The sequence below is a fragment of the Mycobacterium terramassiliense genome (assembly GCF_900157385.1).
Lineage (GTDB): Bacteria > Actinomycetota > Actinomycetes > Mycobacteriales > Mycobacteriaceae > Mycobacterium > Mycobacterium terramassiliense.
The window spans coordinates 831,677-848,816 of sequence record NZ_LT717700.1 but is presented as its reverse complement, the minus strand read 5'-3'; the positions used below and the strand labels follow the sequence as shown (position 1 = coordinate 848,816).

Below are 17,140 nucleotides of genomic sequence, written 5' to 3'. Positions count from 1 at the left end.
AATCTCCCGAATTTTGGGCCGACACCAGCGCCAGCCACGCTGAATGAGACTAGCCGAAGTCGGGGCCCAAAAGTTGCTAGCCAAAATTGAGACCTACCGGCACGCGCGAAACGCACCGCAACGAGGCGGTGATGCAGTAAGAGACAGCTATGCGATCACGTGCCCCCCGCAGGGCCCTCATCGCGTTGCTCGCTGCGACTGCCGTCTTGCTGACCTTCATCGCGGCGGCCCCGCCGATTGCCTACGACGGAGAGCCGCAGCTGGTCACCAACCCCGTCGCCCACGTCGACACGCTCATCGGGACCGGGACGGGCGGCGAGACGGTGGGGGAGATCAACAACTTCCCCGGCGCCACGGTGCCGTTCGGGATGGTGCAGTACTCGCCGGACACCGTCGGCAACTACGCCGGCTACAACTACGACAACCCGCGCTCGACCGGCTTCAGCATGACCCACGCCTCGGTGGGCTGCGCCGCGTTCGGTGACATCTCGATGCTGCCGACCACCACGCCGATCGGCGGGCAGCCATGGAACGCCTGGGAAGAGATCGCGCACGACGACAGCGAGCAAGGAGCGCCGGGCTTTTACACCGTGCGGTTCCCACACACCGGCGTGACCGCGGAACTGACCGCGACCACGCGCACCGGCGTCGGCCGGTTCCGTTACCCGCACAACGGTCGGCCCGCCCTGCTACACGTCCGTTCCGGCGCTTCGCTGGCGGGAAATTCGCGCGCGAGCATCCAGATCGAGGACAACACCACGATCACCGGATGGGCGACCAGCGGAGGATTTTGCGATAAACCGAACACCTACACGGTGTACTTCGCGATGAAGTTCAGCCGGCCGTTCACGTCCTACGGCTCCTGGGACGGCTATTCGGTGTACCCCGGCGCCCGCGGTGCGGCGTCGCCCTACAGCGGGGGGTACGTGGAGTTCCCCGCCGGCTCGGCGGTCGAGGTGCGCACGGCGATCTCCTACGTCGGCATCGACGGGGCGCGCGCGAACCTGGAGGCCGAGGGCGGGAGGAGTTTCGACGCCGTGCGCGCCGCCGCGGCAGCCGAGTGGAACGCCACGTTGTCGTGTATCGAGGTGGCGGGCCGCAACGTCGGCAGCGTGGATACCTTCTACACGTCGCTGTACCACTCCCTGTTGCACCCCAACACCTTCAACGACGCCGACGGGCGCTACATCGGATTCGACAGCGTGATCCACCGGGTGGAAAACGGGCGCACTCAGTACGCGAACTTCTCGGACTGGGACACCTACCGGAGCCTGGCCGCCCTGCAGGGACTGCTCTTTCCCAAGCGGGCCGGCGACATGGCGCAGTCGCTGGTGAACGACGCCGAGCAGAGCGGCTCGTTTCCCCGTTGGGCGCTGGCCAATTCGGCGACCGGCGAGATGAGCGGCGATAGCGTGGTCCCGCTCATCGTGAACCTCTACGCCTACGGGGGCAAGGACTTTGACGTCCAGACCGCGCTGCGCTACATGGTCGACGGGGCGACCAAGGGTGGGGTCGGCCGGGGCGGCTACGTGGAGCGGCCCGGCATCGCCACCTACCTGGCGCTGGGGTACGCGCCGCACACGCCGGACTTCCGAAGCGGCGACAAGATCGTCGACGCGTCCATCACGCTGGAGTGGTCGGTCGACGACTTCGCGATTTCCCGCTTCGCCGACGCGCTCGGCGACGCCGCGACCGCGGCCAGATTCCAGACCCGGGCGCAGTATTGGCAGAACCTGTTCAATCCCAGCACCGATTTCGTCGCGCCCCGCGGCGCGATGGGATTCTTCCGCGAGGGACCCGGGTTCTTCTTGTCCCCTTCGCTTTTCGGCCAGGACGGATACGACGAGGGAAACGCCGAGCAATACGTGTGGTGGGTGCCGCATAACGTCGCCGGCCTGGTGACCGCGCTCGGCGGCCGCGCGGCGGTGGCCGACCGGCTCGACCGTTTCACCACGAAGCTCAACGTCGGCCCGGACGCGCCCTACCTGTGGGCCGGCAACGAGCCGGGATTCGGGGTGCCCTGGCTGTACAACTACGTCGGCCAACCGTGGAAGACCCAGCTCACCGTCGACCGGGTGCGCGGGCTGTTCGGGCCGAAGCCCGACGGCGAGCCGGGCAACGACGACCTCGGGGCGATGTCCAGCTGGTACGTCTGGGCCGCCCTGGGCCTGTACCCGAGCACGCCGGCAACGCCGATCCTGACGGTGTCCGCGCCGCTGTTCGATCGGATCGTCATCGCCCTTCCCGGCGGGAAATTCATTCGGATGTCCGCCCCGGGCGCGTCGGGGCCCCGCCACCTGAAATACGTCGGCGGTCTGAGCGTCGACGGGCGGGCCACCGATCGCACCTGGCTGCCGGAGTCGATCATCCGCGCCGGCGGCGAGGTCGCGTTCTCCCTCGCCGCCTACCCCAACAAGGTCTGGGGCACCGCCGAGTCCTCCGCGCCGCCGTCGTTCGGTGCGGGAAGTTCGGCGGTGACCGTCAACGCGCCGCAACCCATCCTGCGGCTCCAACCGGGGCACACCGGAACCGTGAAATTCGACGCGCAACGGATGATCGACGGCGCCGGCGGCTACGGCATCATCGGTAGTTCCTCCGATCCCGGGATCACCGTGGCGCCGGCGTCGGGACAATTCGGCGCCGACGGATCGGCCTCGGTCGACGTCGCGATCACGGTGGCGCAGTCGGTGCCCGAGGAGTATTACGCGGTGTTCCTCACCACCACGGTCGGCGAAACCGCCAGGAAGTCAGTCGTTTTCGTCGTCGTTAGGGCCGAGCCCGAGGAACCGTGACCGCGGTCAGATCATCTCGTTCTCGGTCAACCATCGCATCACCGGCCAGCCGACGAATACCGGTAGCCAGCAGGTGAGCACGCGATACAGCAGCACCGACGGCACGCCGGTGGCCGCGGGTACGCCGAAGGCGGCCAGGCCACCGATCAGCGCCGCCTCCACCGCGCCCACACCGCCGGGCGTCGGGGCCGCCGACGCCAGCGTCCCGCCGACCATCGTCACCACGGTGCACGTGACAAACGTCGCACCCCCGCCGAAGGCTTCCACGCTGGTCCACAGCGCGAGTGCGGCACCGAGAGTCGTTCCGGCGCAACCGAGTACGATCAGCCCCAATCGTTTCGGTTCGCGGGCAACCTCGGCGAGGTCGCCGATCACCTCCTTGAGCCGCGGGCGCAGATCCGTCGCCAGCCAGCGCCGCAGCCTCGGCACCAGCAGGAAGGTACCGACGATGCCCAGCGCCACGCCCGCGATCAGGTACAGCACCGTGGCGCTGGGAACGTAGTGCGAGAGGTCCATCGACGCACCCGCGACCGTGCTGAACAAGATCAGCAACACCAGGTGCATGATCACCTGCACCACCTGCTGCAGCGCCACCGCGGTGGTGGCGCGCACGGGGGACAGCCCTCCACCCTTCTGCAGGTACCGCGTACTGAGCGCCAGTCCTCCGACGCCGGCGGGCGTCGTGGTTGCGGCAAAGGTGTTGGCCACCTGAGCGATTGACAGCTTCCAGAAGACCACCGACTCGTCGGCGCTCGCCCACAACGCGGCCGCCGCGCCCACGTATGTCAGTGCCGATACCGCCAAGCCCAGCAACGCCCACCACCAGTTCGCCTTGCTCACTTGGGAAACGAACGTCGGCACGGTGCTGATGAACGGGTAGGCGACATAGACCAGCGCGACGAGCAGCACCAACTGAATGACCTGCCGTCGGGTGAACCGGGTGATCGTCTCGGTTTTGATCTGGTCCGCACCGGTCTGCCGTTTCACCTCAGCACGGGCGCCGGAGATCACGGCGCCAGAGCCGGTGACCGACCGCCGGATGTTTTTGGGCACCGCCGATTTGGTGAGCCGGCGCGAAGCGCTCAGCACGGTGTCCTCGCCAAATGCGTCGATCGCGGCGGCCACCGCGGACTTCGCGTCGTACAGCGCCGACGTCGTCACCAGCAGTTGGGCGATATCGGATTGGAGCTGGGTTTCGGTGGCCCCGTACTCGGCGTTGCCGAACCCGCCGAACAGCACGGTGCCGCCGTCGACCGTGATCTCCCGGGCACGCAGGTCACCGTGGGAGATCTGGTGGTCGTTGAGCTCTCGCAGCGACTTCCAGGCCCGGTCAACGGGGGTCGTCTTCGCGCATTGGTCGAGCGGAATCCCTCGAACGGGCTTGTGCGCGTACAGCATCCAGCCCCGGTCGAGGCTGGCGACGGCGATCGTCGACGTGTTGGCGAGGCCCACGTCGCTGACGGCGATGGCCAGCAGCGCCCGGTGCTCGACGGCGCGGCGCATCGACGCCACCAGCGGCGCGGTTTCCCTGGCCCGCAGCCGCAGTTTCCGCCAAACCTGAAGCAGGGCGCCGCCGCTGCGCTGATGCGGGCCGTACAACTCGATCAGGGCCGATTCGGGGTCCGCACCGGAGTCCTCGCACGCGGCAGACAGGACCAGCGGGCCGGGTCCGGCGGGCTGCACGACTTGCAGTCGCGAGACCACGCATCCCCGCTTGGCCAGCGCGCGCACCGTGCCTTCCAGCGGCACCTCGAGGGCCGGAGTGCCGACCACCAGGACCACCAGCGCGCCGACGAACCAGCCGACCGCCAGCCCCAACAGGGAGCGCGCCGGGACGATCGCACTGACGAAGAGGTGGATCGGCACGAAGGCCAGCAGCAGCGTCCACCACCAGTGCCGCCAGCGCGCGGGCAGCCAGGGACCCGACACGGTCAGGACCGCGGCGAGCATCGCGATCCACCGTGGGTCGTCGAGGATCTGCGCCAGCGCGGTCTGCGGCCGGTCCGTCAGGTCGAAATGCCAGCGGGGTGCCGAGATGCCGTTGCCGCCGATGGAGAGCGAAAGGACCGCGATGAGACCGGCGGCCGCATAGGCGCCGAGCAGCTTCCATTGCCGCCCGGCGACCAGACCGATGAGGATGGCGAACGGCAGCGCCAGGATCGCGATGCCGTACACCAGGTACACGAGATCCGACTGGGTGGGGGTCAACACGCCGACGATCTCCGATATCGACCGCTCCAGCGCGAGCCACTGCGGCCGGGTGATCAGCGAACCCGCGATCACGATCGCGAAGAAGACCACCGACGCGGCGAGTCGCAGGATGTCGTTGGTCCGCCGGGTCAGCGGTTGCAGCAAGTTGCCCGAAACGCTGATGTCGCGCCCGTCAACTCGCATGTCGAGACCTTAACCGGATACTTCCGGGCCAGGGTGGATGAACTCGGCGGACAGCGTCCTCACATCCGGCGCGCGTACGGTCGGGTAGGTAGTCGTGCTAGCGAATTGGAGGACATGAGGTGGCCAGAACCGACAACGACACCTGGGAGATCACCGAGAGCGTGGGCGCCACGGCACTGGGCGTCGCCGCGGCCCGGGCGGCGGAGACCGAGAGCGAAAATCCGCTGATCAGCGATCCTTTCGCGCGGGTCTTCCTCGACGCCGCGGGCGAGGGCATGTGGAACTGGTTCGCGGCGCCGGACCTGCCCGCCGAGATCGCCGAGGCCGAACCCGACCTCAAGCCGCGGATGCAGGGAATGGTCGACTACATGGCCGCCCGGACGTCGTTTTTCGATCGGTTCTTTCTCGACGCGACGCGCGCGGGCGCGTCGCAGGTGGTGATCCTGGCGGCCGGCCTGGACTCGCGGGCGTGGCGGCTGCCCTGGCCCGACGGCACGACGGTGTACGAACTCGACCAACCTCGGGTGCTGGAATTCAAGTCCTCGACGCTGCGGGACAACGGCGCGCTGCCGACGTGCAACCTGGTGCACGTCCCGATCGACCTGCGCCACGACTGGCCGGCCGCGTTGCGCGAGGCCGGTTTTGACGCCTCGCTGCCGAGCGCCTGGTCGGCCGAGGGTCTGCTGCCGTTCCTGCCGGCGGCCGCCCAGGAGTTGCTGTTCGAGCGCGTCGATGCGCTCGGCGCCGCGGGCAGCCGGATCGCGGTGGAGGCCCCCGGCCCCGACTTCCTCGACGAGGCCGCCATCGAAAAGCGGCGTGCGGACATGCAGCGGGTGCGCGACCTGATGGCCAAGCTCCAGCCGGATCGCGACATCCCCGACGTCCACGACCTGTGGTACTTCGAGGAGCGCGAGGACGTCGGGGATTGGTTGGCCCGGCACGGGTGGGACGTCACGGTGACGCCGGCCGAGGAGTTGATGGCCAGTTACGACCGCAAGCCCCCGCAGGGCGTCGAGGACGCCGCCCCCAAGACGCTTTTCGTGGCCGCCGAGAAGGAGTGACCGTGGCCCGAACCGACAACGACACTTGGGAGATCACCGAAAGCGTGGGCGCCACGGCGTTGGGCGTCGCCTCGGCGCGGGCGGCCGAAACCCGCAGCGAGAACCCGTTGATCTCCGACCCGTTCGCCCAGGTCTTCCTCGACGCGGTCGGCGACGGGGTGTGGAACTGGCACTCGGCTCCTGCGCTGCCGCCCGAGCTGATCGAGGCCGAACCCTCGCTGCCGCTGCAGATGAGGGCGATGGTCGGCTACATGGCTTCGCGGACGGCGTTTTTCGACCAGTTCTTCCTCGACGCGACAAAGGCCGGCATCCGCCAGGCGGTGATTCTGGCGGCGGGGCTGGACGCGCGATCCTGGCGGCTGCCCTGGCCCGACGGCACCACGGTCTACGAGCTGGACCAGCCCAGGGTGCTGGAGTTCAAGCTGTCGACGCTGACCGAGCACGGCGCCCAGCCCGCCTGCAACCGGGTCGCGGTCGCGGTCGACCTGCGGCAGGACTGGCCGGAGGCGTTGCGGCGGGCGGGATTTGACCCGTCGGCGCCCAGCGTCTGGTCGGCGGAGGGGCTGATGCCCTATCTGCCTGCCGTGGCCCAGGAGCTACTGTTCGAACGCGTCCAGGAGCTCACCGCGCCCGGCAGCCGGGTCGCAGTGGAGGCGCTGGGTCCGAAGTTCCTCGACCCCGGGTTTCGCGCCAGGCGGCGCGAGCGGATGGAGCGCATTCGCGCACTGACGGCCAAGGTGGACCCCGGCCGCGAGATCCCGCGCACCGACGAGTTGTGGTACTTCGAGGAGCGCGAGGACGTCGGCGCCTGGTTTCGCCGCCACGGCTGGGACGTGACGGTGACGCCGTCCGACGAGCTGATGGCCGGCTACGGCCGCGGGGCGCCGAAAGAGGTCGAGGACCAGGTCCCGGGGAACCTGTTCGTGGCCGCGCAGCGCAGCGGGAGCTAGCCGCGTCTGCACCGAGCGCGCGGCTGCCTCGAGAAACGGCTTGAAAGCTCGCAACCGCTAGGCATACGACCGGGCTGAACCCTCAGCGCCTGCCGCTGGCGTGCCCGCGCCAATGTCGGTATCCGCGCCGCGCCGCGAACGCGCCGACGATGGCGCTCACGCACCACACCGCGATCGCGGCATACGCCAGCGGCGACGACAGATGCCCGATCGAGGCGCCGAGCGCCGTGTAGGCGAACGCCCGCGGCGCCGAACCGATGAGGGAGCCAATGGCCATCTGCCACAACGGGACTCCGAATGCCCCAAACGTATAGGAGGCCAGCGCATCGGAGATGCCGGGGACGAACCGCTGCCCCACGACCGCCCACAGTCCGCGCTGTTGGACCAGCCCGTCGATGCGGTCGGCGCGTTGCGTCCCCAGCAGGGCCCGCCCGCTGTCCCGGCCGGCGCGGCGCCCGACGCGGCTGGCAACCATAGCGGTGCCGACCGTCGCACCCAGCGTCACGAACACGCCCAGCAGGGGACCGAACAGCATTCCGCTGCCGGCGGCCAGGATCGAGCCGGGCACGAACAGCGCGCCCAGGACGGCCGACACCACGACGTACGTCAGCGGCGCCGCCGGACCGGTCGCCGCGACCGCGCGCCGCACCACCTCGATGTCGATCACCCGTGCGACGGCCACCAGGTAGAACATCGCGGCCAGGAAGGCGGCGAACACCGCGAGCCGCGCGATGTGGCGCCGCCGGGAGGTCGGTGCCGAGCCGTCGCCGTCGGTCATGGTGACCGCGATTCTTCCGTACCCGTCGTGACCGCCGCCGGCGCATCAATGCATCATGATGCACCGATGATAGGATGGGGTGTGCGCACCACCATCGATCTCCCCGACGACCTGCATAAACAGGCGTCCGCGATCGCACGGGACACCCACCGGACGCTGAGCGAGACGGTAGCCGACCTCATGCGACGCGGTCTTGGCGCGGGTAGCACCGCCCCGATCTCCAGAGACCGCAGGACCGGGTTGCCGCTGGTGCGTGTCGGGACGGTCGTCACATCGGAGGACGTCCGATCGTTGGAGGATGAGGAGTGACGGCGCTGCTCGACGCGAACATGCTCATCGCACTGGTCGTCGCCGAGCATGTGCACCATGACTGCGCGGTGGGGTGGCTGTCGGCATCGGAGGCCAAATTTGCGACGTGCCCGATCACCCAGGGAAGCCTTGTCCGATTTCTGGTGCGGATGGGGCAATCCGCGGCCTTGGCCCGGGCGGTGGTCAGCGCCGTCGCGGAGGCCGACCGCCACGAGTTTTGGCCCGATAGCGTGTCTTTCGCCGGTGTGGACCTTAATGGCGTGGTCGGTCACCGACAGGTGACGGATGCCTACCTTGCCCAGCTCGCGCGAGGTCACAACGGGCAGTTGGCTACGTTCGAAGGCGGCTTGGCGCACCTACACCGCGATGTCGCCATCCTCGTTCCCACGAGAACCTGACGTCCGGTGGCCGCATTGGCCGGTGTGCGATCGGCGTTGCGCACTCACGTTGCGGCCACTGCGGGCTGCAACCGCTGCCGCAGCCCGCTCGCCCGCACCGCCCGCCGCTCGATCGCGGCGCGCACCGACGCCTCCGCGCCGACCACCCGCACCTTCACCTTGGCCCGGGTCACCGCGGTGTAGAACAGCTCGCGGGTCAGCAACCGCGAATCCTCCGGCGGCATAAGGACCGTCACCTCGGCCGCCTGGCTGCCCTGGCTCTTGTGGATCGTCATCGCGTGCATCGTCTCGATATCGCTGAGGCGGCTCGTCGCGAAATCCAGGGTTTCCGTGGCGCCGGCGATCACCGCCCGCAAGGCGTCTTGTGATCCGTCCGGGCCGGCGACGACGACCCCGGTGTCACCGTTGTAGACCTTGAGCCCGTAGTCGTTGGCCGTCACCAGCAGCGGCCGACCGACGTACCAATCAGAGAACACCGGCTGACCCGTCTCCTCGGAGAGCCAGCGCTCCACCTGCCGGTTCCACTGCGACACCCCGTACGGCCCGCGCCGGTGCGCGCACAGCAGGCGGTGCTCGTCGAGCGTCGCCAAGGCCACCTCGGCCGCGCCGAGCACCGCGGCCTCCCGCACCCGCAACGCGTGCCCGGTCAACACCCCACGCAGCCGGTCGGTGGGTCCGTCGGAGTCCACCCACTCGATATGCTCACCGCCGGCGCGCAGCAGGGCCAGCACGCGGTCCGCGTCGCCGATGCGGATCGCTTCGGCCAGTGCGCCAATCGATTCGCCGAACCGGTGCGGCGTGCGCAGGGCGGCGACCCGCACGTCGTGACGAGCGGTCAACCCTTCGACCAAATCCGCCAGCACGGCGCCGGCTTCCACCGAGGCCAGCTGGTCGGGGTCGCCCACCAGGATCAGCCGGGTGTCCGGCCGCACCGCCTCCAGCAGCCGCGCCATCATCGTCAGCGACACCATCGACGTCTCGTCGACGACGATGACGTCGTGCGGCAGCCGATTGCCGCGATTGTGTCTGAACCGCACGGAGGTATCCGGCCTGGAGCCCAGCAGCCGGTGCAGCGTCGTCGCTTGCAGGCCGGCCAGCCGCGCCCGGTCCACCGCGTCCAGGTTCCCGACCTCGGCGGCGACGGCCTCGGCCAGCCGCGCCGCGGCCTTGCCGGTCGGTGCGGCCAGGGCGATCTGCGGCCGCTGAGCGCCGCTGAGCTCGGCCCGCTCGGCCAGCAGCCCCAGCAGCCGCGCCACCGTGGTGGTCTTGCCGGTGCCGGGTCCACCGGTGAGCACCGTAACCGCTTGCGACAGCGCGATTTCGGCGGCAGCGCGCTGTTCTTCATAGCCCGGCGGGAAAAGGCGCTGCAACGGCGGCGTCCGACCCGTCGCCGCCGGCACGGACAGCGCGAGCAGGTCCGCGCACACCTGCTCTTCCTCGAGCCAGTACCGGTCCAGGTACAACAGGTCACCGAACAGCCGCAGCACCGGCGGTGACCCGAGCAACCGACTCGCCCGCACCGCGGCCATCCATTCCTCGGCCTCGGGCCACGGCAGGCCGGCGATGCCGATCTGAGCCCCCACCATCCGCAGGTCCACGCACACCGAGCCGCCGCGCAGCGCGCGCACCGCCAGGGCGATCGCCAGCGCCACCCGCTCATCCGGCTCGCCGGCGAGCGCCGTAAGCCGCTGCGCCACATGGACGTCCGCCGCCTCGAAGATGCCGGCGGCGCCGAATTCCCGCAGCCTCCCCGCGGCGCCGATCGCCTCGACCGTCACGCGACGGCCCTCGGGTCATCGAGCAGGTCCGACAACGCCGCAACCAGCGACGCGGGCGGCCGCCAGCTGAACACCCCCGACGGGTGCCCGTCGATCACCGGTGTCTCGGCGCCGCACATCCCGCGCACGAACAGGTAGAGGACACCGCCGAGGTGCCGGGCCGGGTCGTAGCCTGGGACCCGCCACCGCAAGAACCGATGCAGCACAACGCAATACAGCAGCGCCTGCAGCGGATAATCCGAATGCAGCATCGCCTCGGCCAGCCGCCCCCGGTCGTAGTCGGCGGACGTCAGGGGCCGCTCGGGATCGCCGAGCCAGTTGGTCTTGTAATCCACCACCAGATAGCGACGCCCCGCACCGTCGGGGACGCGCAGGACGGCATCGACCGAGCCGGTGAGGTATCCGCGCAACGGCTGCCCGCCGAGCGCGTGGCCCGCCAGCCGATCGGCATACGGCGCCAGCGCGTCATCGGTCGGCAGGTGCCGGCGCAGCAGCGTCCCCACGTCCGCCAGCCGAAGCTCGGGCGCGGCGGAGCGACGATCGCCGCCGGCCAGGGGGAACTCAAAGTCGAGTTCCCGCAGCCGATCCGGCAGCCCGATCTGTCGCAGCGTCAAACCGTCGGCCAGCGGGCCCAGCGGGGTGTCGTGCAGCGGCACCATGGCCTCCGCCAGCACCTCCGGCGCCACGGCGACCGGCCACCATACCGAGTGCTTCCGGATCTGTGCCGCAAGCTCGGCGGCCAGGTCGGACGCCAAGGGGTCGGCGGTCTCCAGCACGGCGTGCACCAGCGTGCCGAACTTCGCGCCCATGGGCAGGTCCGCCATCGGGGATGGCACGTCCGGCCCGGATGCGGCCTGGCTCAACGCGATATCGCCGGCCTCGTCGTCGAGCTCGGTGACCTCGGGCTCGCTGCTCACCCCGGTGGCCGCGGAGGTCTCCGCCGCCCGGATGAGACCGGAATAGGAGGTGCGCCGCCAGCCGGTGTCGATGCCGCGGTGAAAATGGCGGCTGCCGATCCCCGTCGGCACCGGCGCCGGCCCCAGCGCGGGGGCCGCGACCACCACCGACTCCTCGATCACCGGGCCGCCCAACGCCTCCCACTCGCGGAACCGGGCCATCGCGTCCTCGTCGGAGATCCTGGCCGGTTCGCATTCGTCGGGTACCAGGGACTCGCCGGGCCGACGGCCGCGCAGCAACCGGGACAGGCCGCCGTTGGGCTCGTAGTAGGCCGGCGACCACCACGCCACCACCTGCGTCTGCGCCCTCGTCAGCGCGACATACGTCAACCGGCTGGCGTCGCCGGCATCCTCCCTGCGGCCCAGCGTTTCAACCGTGGGGAAGTCGGGGCTGTCGTTGCCGCCGACGTGCAGGCAGCGCACCTGGCCGTCATGGAACAGCACGATGTCGCGTTTCTGGACGCTGCGGTTGAATGCGAACGGCAGATACACGATCGGGTACTGCAGGCCCTTGCTCACGTAGACCGTCATGATCTGCACGGCGGCCGCGTCGCTGTCCAGTCGCCGGTTGCGTTCGGGTGCGCCGCTGCGCTCGTCGCGTTGCCTGCGCAGCCAGTCGCGAAGTGCCGGCAGACCGTACCGGTCGCGGTGCGCGACGTCCTGCAGCAACTGCGTGACGTGCGCCAGGTCGGTCATGTGCCGCTCGCCGCCCTGGGTGGAGAGCAGGCGGTCGCCCATGCCCCGCAATTGCGCGGCCTCCAAGATGGCGGCAACCCCCCGTTCCCGCGCGTGGCCCGCCCATTCCCGCAACGTTTCCGCGACCCGGTCGGTCAGCGTATCGCCGCCGGCGGCCAGCGATGCCGCGGTCTCACCGAAGAACATGGTCGCCGCCGCGGCGCGCACCATGCCCGGACGGTGTGGTTGGTCGAACGCCTCCAGCAGACAAAGCCAGTCCGCGGCGGCCTCCGAGGCGAACACGTCGGTGTTGCCGGTGTAGACCGCCGGGACGCCGGCGTCGCAGAGCGCCCTGAAGCAAGCGGCGGCATCCTCGTGCCTCTCCACGATGACGGCGACGTCGCGGGCCCGCAGCGGCTCGCCGCCGAACGTCGCGCCGCTGGCCAGCAGTGCGCGGATGTCGGCGGCCAGGTCGGCGCCGATGTGCTCGCGCAACTCGTCGATCGGCATGTTCGCCAGACCCCTGCGCCCCAAGGCCTTTCGCGGCACCACGCGCAACCGGAAGGGATCGTTTCGCGGCGCGCCGGCCAGCCGATGCCCCCGGTGGTAGGCGTCGACGTCGTTGACCACGATCGTGGGGTCGCCGAGCTGCGCACCGCGCAAGACCTCCTGCAGCCGCTCGACGAGCGCGGAATCGCTGCGCCAGTTGATGCCCAACGTCTTCTTCTCACCCGCCGCCTGGGCCGCCTGCAGATACGTCACGATGTCGCCGCCGCGGAACGCGTAGATCGCCTGCTTCGGATCGCCGATCAGGACGACGGTGGAGCGCCCGCTGAACGCGCGGTCGATGACCTTCCATTGCACCGGGTCGGTGTCTTGGAACTCGTCGACCATCACGATGGGCCAGCGCCGGTGCATTCGGATCCGGGCCGGGGATTCGTCGGTGGCCAGCGCGTCGGCGAGCCGGATCAGCAGGTCGTCGTAGCCCAGGACGCCCAGCCGGCGCTTGCGCGTATTCAGCTCGGCGAGAACCTCTTCCGCGAAGCCGACGCAGACCGCGGCCCGCGAACCGGGTTCGGGGTCGCGGGGGCGCAGCTGCGCGGAGGGGTTGTTGGCCACCTCGCGCGCCAGCCGCAGCGCGTCGCGATACACCAACACCGGGTCTTCGCGTTCCTGTCCGAAGTGGGCGAGGTACAGGTCATCGACGATCTCCACGACCAACTCATCGAGGCTCTCCAGCAGCGTGACACCGCCCGCCGTGTCGCCGGCCACGCCGAGCGAGCGCAACACCAGTTGGCAGAACTGGTGGGTGGTGGCGATCGTCGCCGCGTCGAAACCGGCCAGCGCATCGCGGAGCCGCTGCTTGCGCAGGTCGCGCTCCTGCTCGTCGGCGTCCAGCAGGTAGGCCACCAGCTCGTTGTCGCCGGCCGCCGAAGGGTCCGCGGAATCCGAGAAATCATTGAAAGCGGCAACCGCCTCGACGATTTGGCAGCGGACGCGCTCCCGCAGCTCCTGGCTGGCGGCCCGGCCGAACGTGATGAGCAGCATCTGGTCGAGCGTCGCCTCGCCCTCGGCGAGGTAGCGGGTCACGAGGCCGGCGAGCGCGAACGTCTTGCCCGTGCCGGCGCTGGCCTCCAGCACGGTGGTGGAACGCCGGGCGGGCAGCGCACCCAGCAGGTCGAAGCGCTCGGTCACCGGGCTCATCTAGGGCCTCCGCTCGGCGCGCAGCATCGGCAGCCACAGCCGGGCGGCGTAGGCGCCGAGCCGGTGGTCCTCGCCGTCGCATTCCTCGCCCGGTCGCAGCGGCTGCATGAGGTCGGCCAGTCGCGCCTTCCTGCCCCAGGCCCGCACGTGCGCCGGCTCCTCGTCCTCCCACTTCCACCGATATTCCGCCTCGCGCTCCGGGTCGTCGCCGCAGTGGCGTGCGGCCGCCCAGGCGTAGGACGTCCTGATGGGCAACGGAATCGGCTCCCGGCGCCCCGCGTCGTAGATCGCCACCAGATCGCGCAATATCCCGGCGGCGTCATCGCTTGGCCGCCCCAGCCCCTCCACCCGCGGGCCGGTGCCCCGCTTGCGGCGGCCGATGCACACCGCCGACCAGTCGCCGGCCGGGTCGTGAGCGATCAACGCCAGCAACGGAATCCACGACTCGAGCAGGTGCTTGCCATCCAGCTTGGAATAGGTCACCGACACCAGCCGCTCCCCGTACACCGGCGACACCGTACCCGCGAGCCGTCGACCGGAGCCCAGATCGATGTCGACGTCGTACGCCCGGGCCTCCGCCCGCCGGTGCTGCTGGGCGGCGGCCGCCAGCAGCGCGGCCTGGTCGCGAACCTCGGCCGCCTTGCGCCAGCCCAGTTGGCCCGGCGGCAGCGTGCCCCGGCGCCACTCGGCCTGCCGCGCGTCGTCCGGCGTCATCCCGAGCAGGATGTCGCCGAGCATGCGGTCGCCGACCGTCCGCTCCTCCAGGCTGTTGATGTCGACCGGCATGGCGTCCTGCACGCCGTCGACGTCCCGCGGCAGCGTGAAGTCCAGCGCACGGAAGAAGCCCTTCACCGGGTCCTTGAAGAAGCCGACGAGGTCGGCGAGGATCACGTCGTCGGCGCGCGGTGGCGGCAGCGGTCCGGAGATGAACGGGGCCGCCTCGCCGCGTTTACCCGTCGCGGCCCGCGCCGCCCGCAGCGCCGTGGGGTCGAAGGTGAACGGAACCTCCGGCACCAGCCGTCCGGGGATGACGTTGCGAATGTCGAACGGCTGCAACGGATGCTGGACGACGACGCGCTCGCGGATCTGGCCCCGCCTTTCGCTCGGCACGGTCATCTCGAGGGTGTCGAGCAGTTCGGCCAGCGGCACGGCGGGCGGGCGCGGCTGGCCGGAATACTCGTTGGCGCCGGTGTAGGTGATCACCAGGTGCTCGGTGGCCGCGCCGATGGCGTCCAGCAGCAATTGCCGGTCCTCGGAACGGATATCGCGTTCACCGGTCATCGGGTCCCGGGCCAGCGCGTCGTCACCGTCCACGACACCCAGGCGCGGAAACACGCCGTCGTCCAGCCCGACGAGGCAGACCACCCGGTGCGGCACCGAACGCATCGGCACCATGGTGCACACGGTCAGCGTGCCGGTGCGGAAGTTGGCCCGCGTCGGGCGCCCGGCGAGGTGCCGGTCGAGCAGCGCCCGGATGTCGGGCAGCTGCAGCGAGGTGTCGGCCCGCGGGCCGGCGTCGGCCAATACCCGCGCGCATTCGCGGTGCAGCTGGCTGGTTTGCCACAGGTCCGCATCGTCGACGTGCGCCAGCAGGGCGATGCCGTCGGTCAGGGCCGCCAGCCACCGCCGCAGCGGCCGCGCCCCGCTGAGCGAGTCGACCACGCGCTGCAGCCGGTCGACGAATTCGGCGAACTGGCCCGCCAACTGGACGCGGTTGCTGCTGACGTCGTCGAGCGGCAGTGTGGACTCGATCCAGGCATGCGAATCCTCGGACATCGCGACTCCGGCCAGCACGCGGTCGATGCCGAAACGCCAAGTGTTGTGCACGAAGTCGACGTGGTACGGCCGCCGATGCTCCTGGTCGAAACCCCACCGGATGTTCGCCTGCCGGACCCAACGGGTGATGGCCTCCAGGTCGTCGTCGGTGAAGCCGAAGCGGGCGCGCACCGGCGCGGCCTCGGCGAGGTTGAGCACCTCGCTGGCCCTCACCCTGCCGCCGGCCAGCGCCAGCAACTGCGCGCCCAGGCCGAGCAGGGGATTGGTCTGGGTCGGCGACCGGTCCGCGAGGCGCACCCTCAGCCGGTGCGCGGGGTGCGCGCCGTGCACCACGTCGCCGAGCCCGAAATCCGCGACGATCAGCGGGGCATAGGTCTCGATGTCCGGACACATCACCAGGATGTCGCGCGGCTGAAGCGTCGGGTCGTCCTGCAGGAGGCCGAGCAGCACCTCGCGCAGCACATCGACCTGCCGGGCCGGGCCGTGGCAGCTGTGTATCTGGACGGAACGGTCATCCGCGGCGAGGTTGCGCCCTTGTGGCCGAACGGCATTGGCGGCGATGTCGGATTGCAGCCAGCCGAGCAGCGTGTCGGGGCGCGTCCGGCCGGGAAGATACTCGTCGGTTCGCGGATCCGTGGGGAGGCTGCGCTGCAGCTCGCGAAGGTCCCTTCCCAGCGTCGCCAGCAACGGGTGGAAGACGTCCCGGTGGCTGACGTCCCTTCGGCGGGGGATGGTGCCGTGGGCGCCGGCCAGCGCGTGCCAGAGCTCGTCGCTGGGGTGCGGCAGCCACAGGTGCAGATCGTGGTGGCTGGCCAGCGCGCCGAGCAGCTGCACGTCGGTGGAGGCCAGCCGGGTGTGCCCGAACAGCGACAGCCGCGCCGGCAGGTCGCTGGGCCCCTGCCGCAACCGCGCGACCGTCTTGTCGTGGCGGACGTGCGGGGGGTCGGCGTCGACCCGCTCGACGAGCGCCCGCCACAGCTCCGGCTGCCAGCGCAGGTCGGGGTCGAGGTCTCCGGCATCGCCGGCCAACCAGTCGCTGAGCAGTTGCGGACGCTGGCGCGCGTAGGAGGCGAACAGGCCCGCCAGCCGGCGTGCGGTGGCATACCGCCGGGCCCGGCGCAGCTCCGCCTCCTCGCCCGTGTCGAAGTGGCCCAAATGCGTTGCGAGCGTTCGGCACCACGGTTCGTCCAGACTGGCGTCGATGGCCTCCAACAGCGGCCACGTCATCGCCTCGGGTGACCACGGATCGTCATCGAGGGTGCCGGTGATCTCGGCGATCAGCGAGGCCGGGCTGCGGAACGCGACCCCCGCGCACACCCCGTCCCCGGCGCCGGGCCGGCACCCCAGCGCGTGCGACAGCCGCTGGCTGAGCCAGCGTTCCACGCCGCGCGCCGGGACCAGCACCAGCTCCTCGGCCAACGGGTCGGCCGGCGGGTCGGCCAACAGGGCGCCGAGACCGTCGGCGAGTGAGTCGGTGCGTTCGGCACGGTGGAGATGGAGGGCCATTGCGCTGCCACCATAGAACGCCGCACCGACGGGCGGGATGATTGTGCGCCGACATGCCGTTCG

The 17,140-nt window shown here is 70.3% G+C and carries 10 protein-coding genes; 5 read left to right on the top strand and 5 right to left on the bottom strand.

What is annotated here, in order from left to right:
• Positions 1-149: 149 nt before the first annotated feature.
• Positions 150-2,792, top strand: a complete 2,643-nt coding sequence (locus MTAB308_RS12170; protein WP_077099645.1) for a GH92 family glycosyl hydrolase — start codon at positions 150-152, stop codon at positions 2,790-2,792.
• A gap of 6 nt (positions 2,793-2,798) precedes the next feature.
• On the opposite strand, the gene MTAB308_RS12165 is transcribed toward MTAB308_RS12170, so the two are convergent.
• Positions 2,799-5,186, bottom strand: coding sequence for a lysylphosphatidylglycerol synthase transmembrane domain-containing protein (locus MTAB308_RS12165; RefSeq protein ID WP_077099644.1), 2,388 nt, complete (start codon positions 5,184-5,186; stop codon positions 2,799-2,801).
• Positions 5,187-5,305: 119 nt separating this feature from the next.
• Between MTAB308_RS12165 and MTAB308_RS12160 the strand changes: the two genes are divergently transcribed.
• The gene (locus MTAB308_RS12160) at positions 5,306-6,247 is read left to right on the top strand and encodes a class I SAM-dependent methyltransferase (RefSeq protein WP_077099643.1); all 942 of its coding nucleotides are present in this window, start codon (positions 5,306-5,308) and stop codon (positions 6,245-6,247) included.
• A 2-nt stretch (positions 6,248-6,249) separates the two neighbouring features.
• Positions 6,250-7,197, top strand: a complete 948-nt coding sequence (locus tag MTAB308_RS12155; protein WP_077100152.1) for a class I SAM-dependent methyltransferase — start codon at positions 6,250-6,252, stop codon at positions 7,195-7,197.
• 82 nt (positions 7,198-7,279) lie between these two features.
• Here MTAB308_RS12155 and MTAB308_RS12150 read toward each other — a convergent pair whose 3' ends face one another.
• Positions 7,280-7,975 carry a TVP38/TMEM64 family protein gene (locus MTAB308_RS12150; RefSeq protein ID WP_077099642.1) on the bottom strand — a complete coding sequence of 232 codons (696 nt, stop codon included), beginning with the start codon at positions 7,973-7,975 and terminating at the stop codon, positions 7,280-7,282.
• 81 nt (positions 7,976-8,056) lie between these two features.
• Between MTAB308_RS12150 and MTAB308_RS12145 the strand changes: the two genes are divergently transcribed.
• Both MTAB308_RS12145 and MTAB308_RS12140 read left to right on the top strand, forming a co-directional pair.
• Entirely contained in the window at positions 8,057-8,284 is a 228-nt protein-coding gene (locus MTAB308_RS12145; protein ID WP_077099641.1) for an antitoxin, read from the top strand.
• Positions 8,281-8,682, top strand: coding sequence for a TA system VapC family ribonuclease toxin (locus MTAB308_RS12140; RefSeq protein ID WP_077099640.1), 402 nt, complete (start codon positions 8,281-8,283; stop codon positions 8,680-8,682). The genes MTAB308_RS12145 and MTAB308_RS12140 overlap by 4 nt, the downstream gene beginning before the upstream one ends.
• Before the next feature lie 44 nt (positions 8,683-8,726).
• Here MTAB308_RS12140 and recD read toward each other — a convergent pair whose 3' ends face one another.
• Genes recD through recC form a run of 3 tightly spaced genes read right to left on the bottom strand, consistent with a single transcriptional unit; the run spans position 8,727 to position 17,077 of the window.
• Positions 8,727-10,460, bottom strand: coding sequence for an exodeoxyribonuclease V subunit alpha (gene recD, locus MTAB308_RS12135; RefSeq protein WP_077099639.1), 1,734 nt, complete (start codon positions 10,458-10,460; stop codon positions 8,727-8,729).
• Entirely contained in the window at positions 10,457-13,795 is a 3,339-nt protein-coding gene (gene recB / locus MTAB308_RS12130) for an exodeoxyribonuclease V subunit beta (protein WP_077099638.1), read from the bottom strand. The genes recD and recB overlap by 4 nt, the downstream gene beginning before the upstream one ends.
• Entirely contained in the window at positions 13,796-17,077 is a 3,282-nt protein-coding gene (recC, locus tag MTAB308_RS12125; protein ID WP_077099637.1) for an exodeoxyribonuclease V subunit gamma, read from the bottom strand. It abuts the gene before it with no gap.
• Positions 17,078-17,140 lie beyond the last annotated feature (63 nt).

Excerpts from the sequence above, each read along its gene's own strand:
- MTAB308_RS12170 (WP_077099645.1), top strand. The coding sequence starts at position 150 with ATGCGATCACGTGCCCCCCGCAGGGCCCTCATCGCGTTGCTCGCTGCG.
- MTAB308_RS12165 (WP_077099644.1), bottom strand. The coding sequence starts at position 5,186 with ATGCGAGTTGACGGGCGCGACATCAGCGTTTCGGGCAACTTGCTGCAA.
- MTAB308_RS12150 (WP_077099642.1), bottom strand. The coding sequence starts at position 7,975 with ATGACCGACGGCGACGGCTCGGCACCGACCTCCCGGCGGCGCCACATC.
- recB (WP_077099638.1), bottom strand. The coding sequence starts at position 13,795 with ATGAGCCCGGTGACCGAGCGCTTCGACCTGCTGGGTGCGCTGCCCGCC.
- recC (WP_077099637.1), bottom strand. The coding sequence starts at position 17,077 with ATGGCCCTCCATCTCCACCGTGCCGAACGCACCGACTCACTCGCCGAC.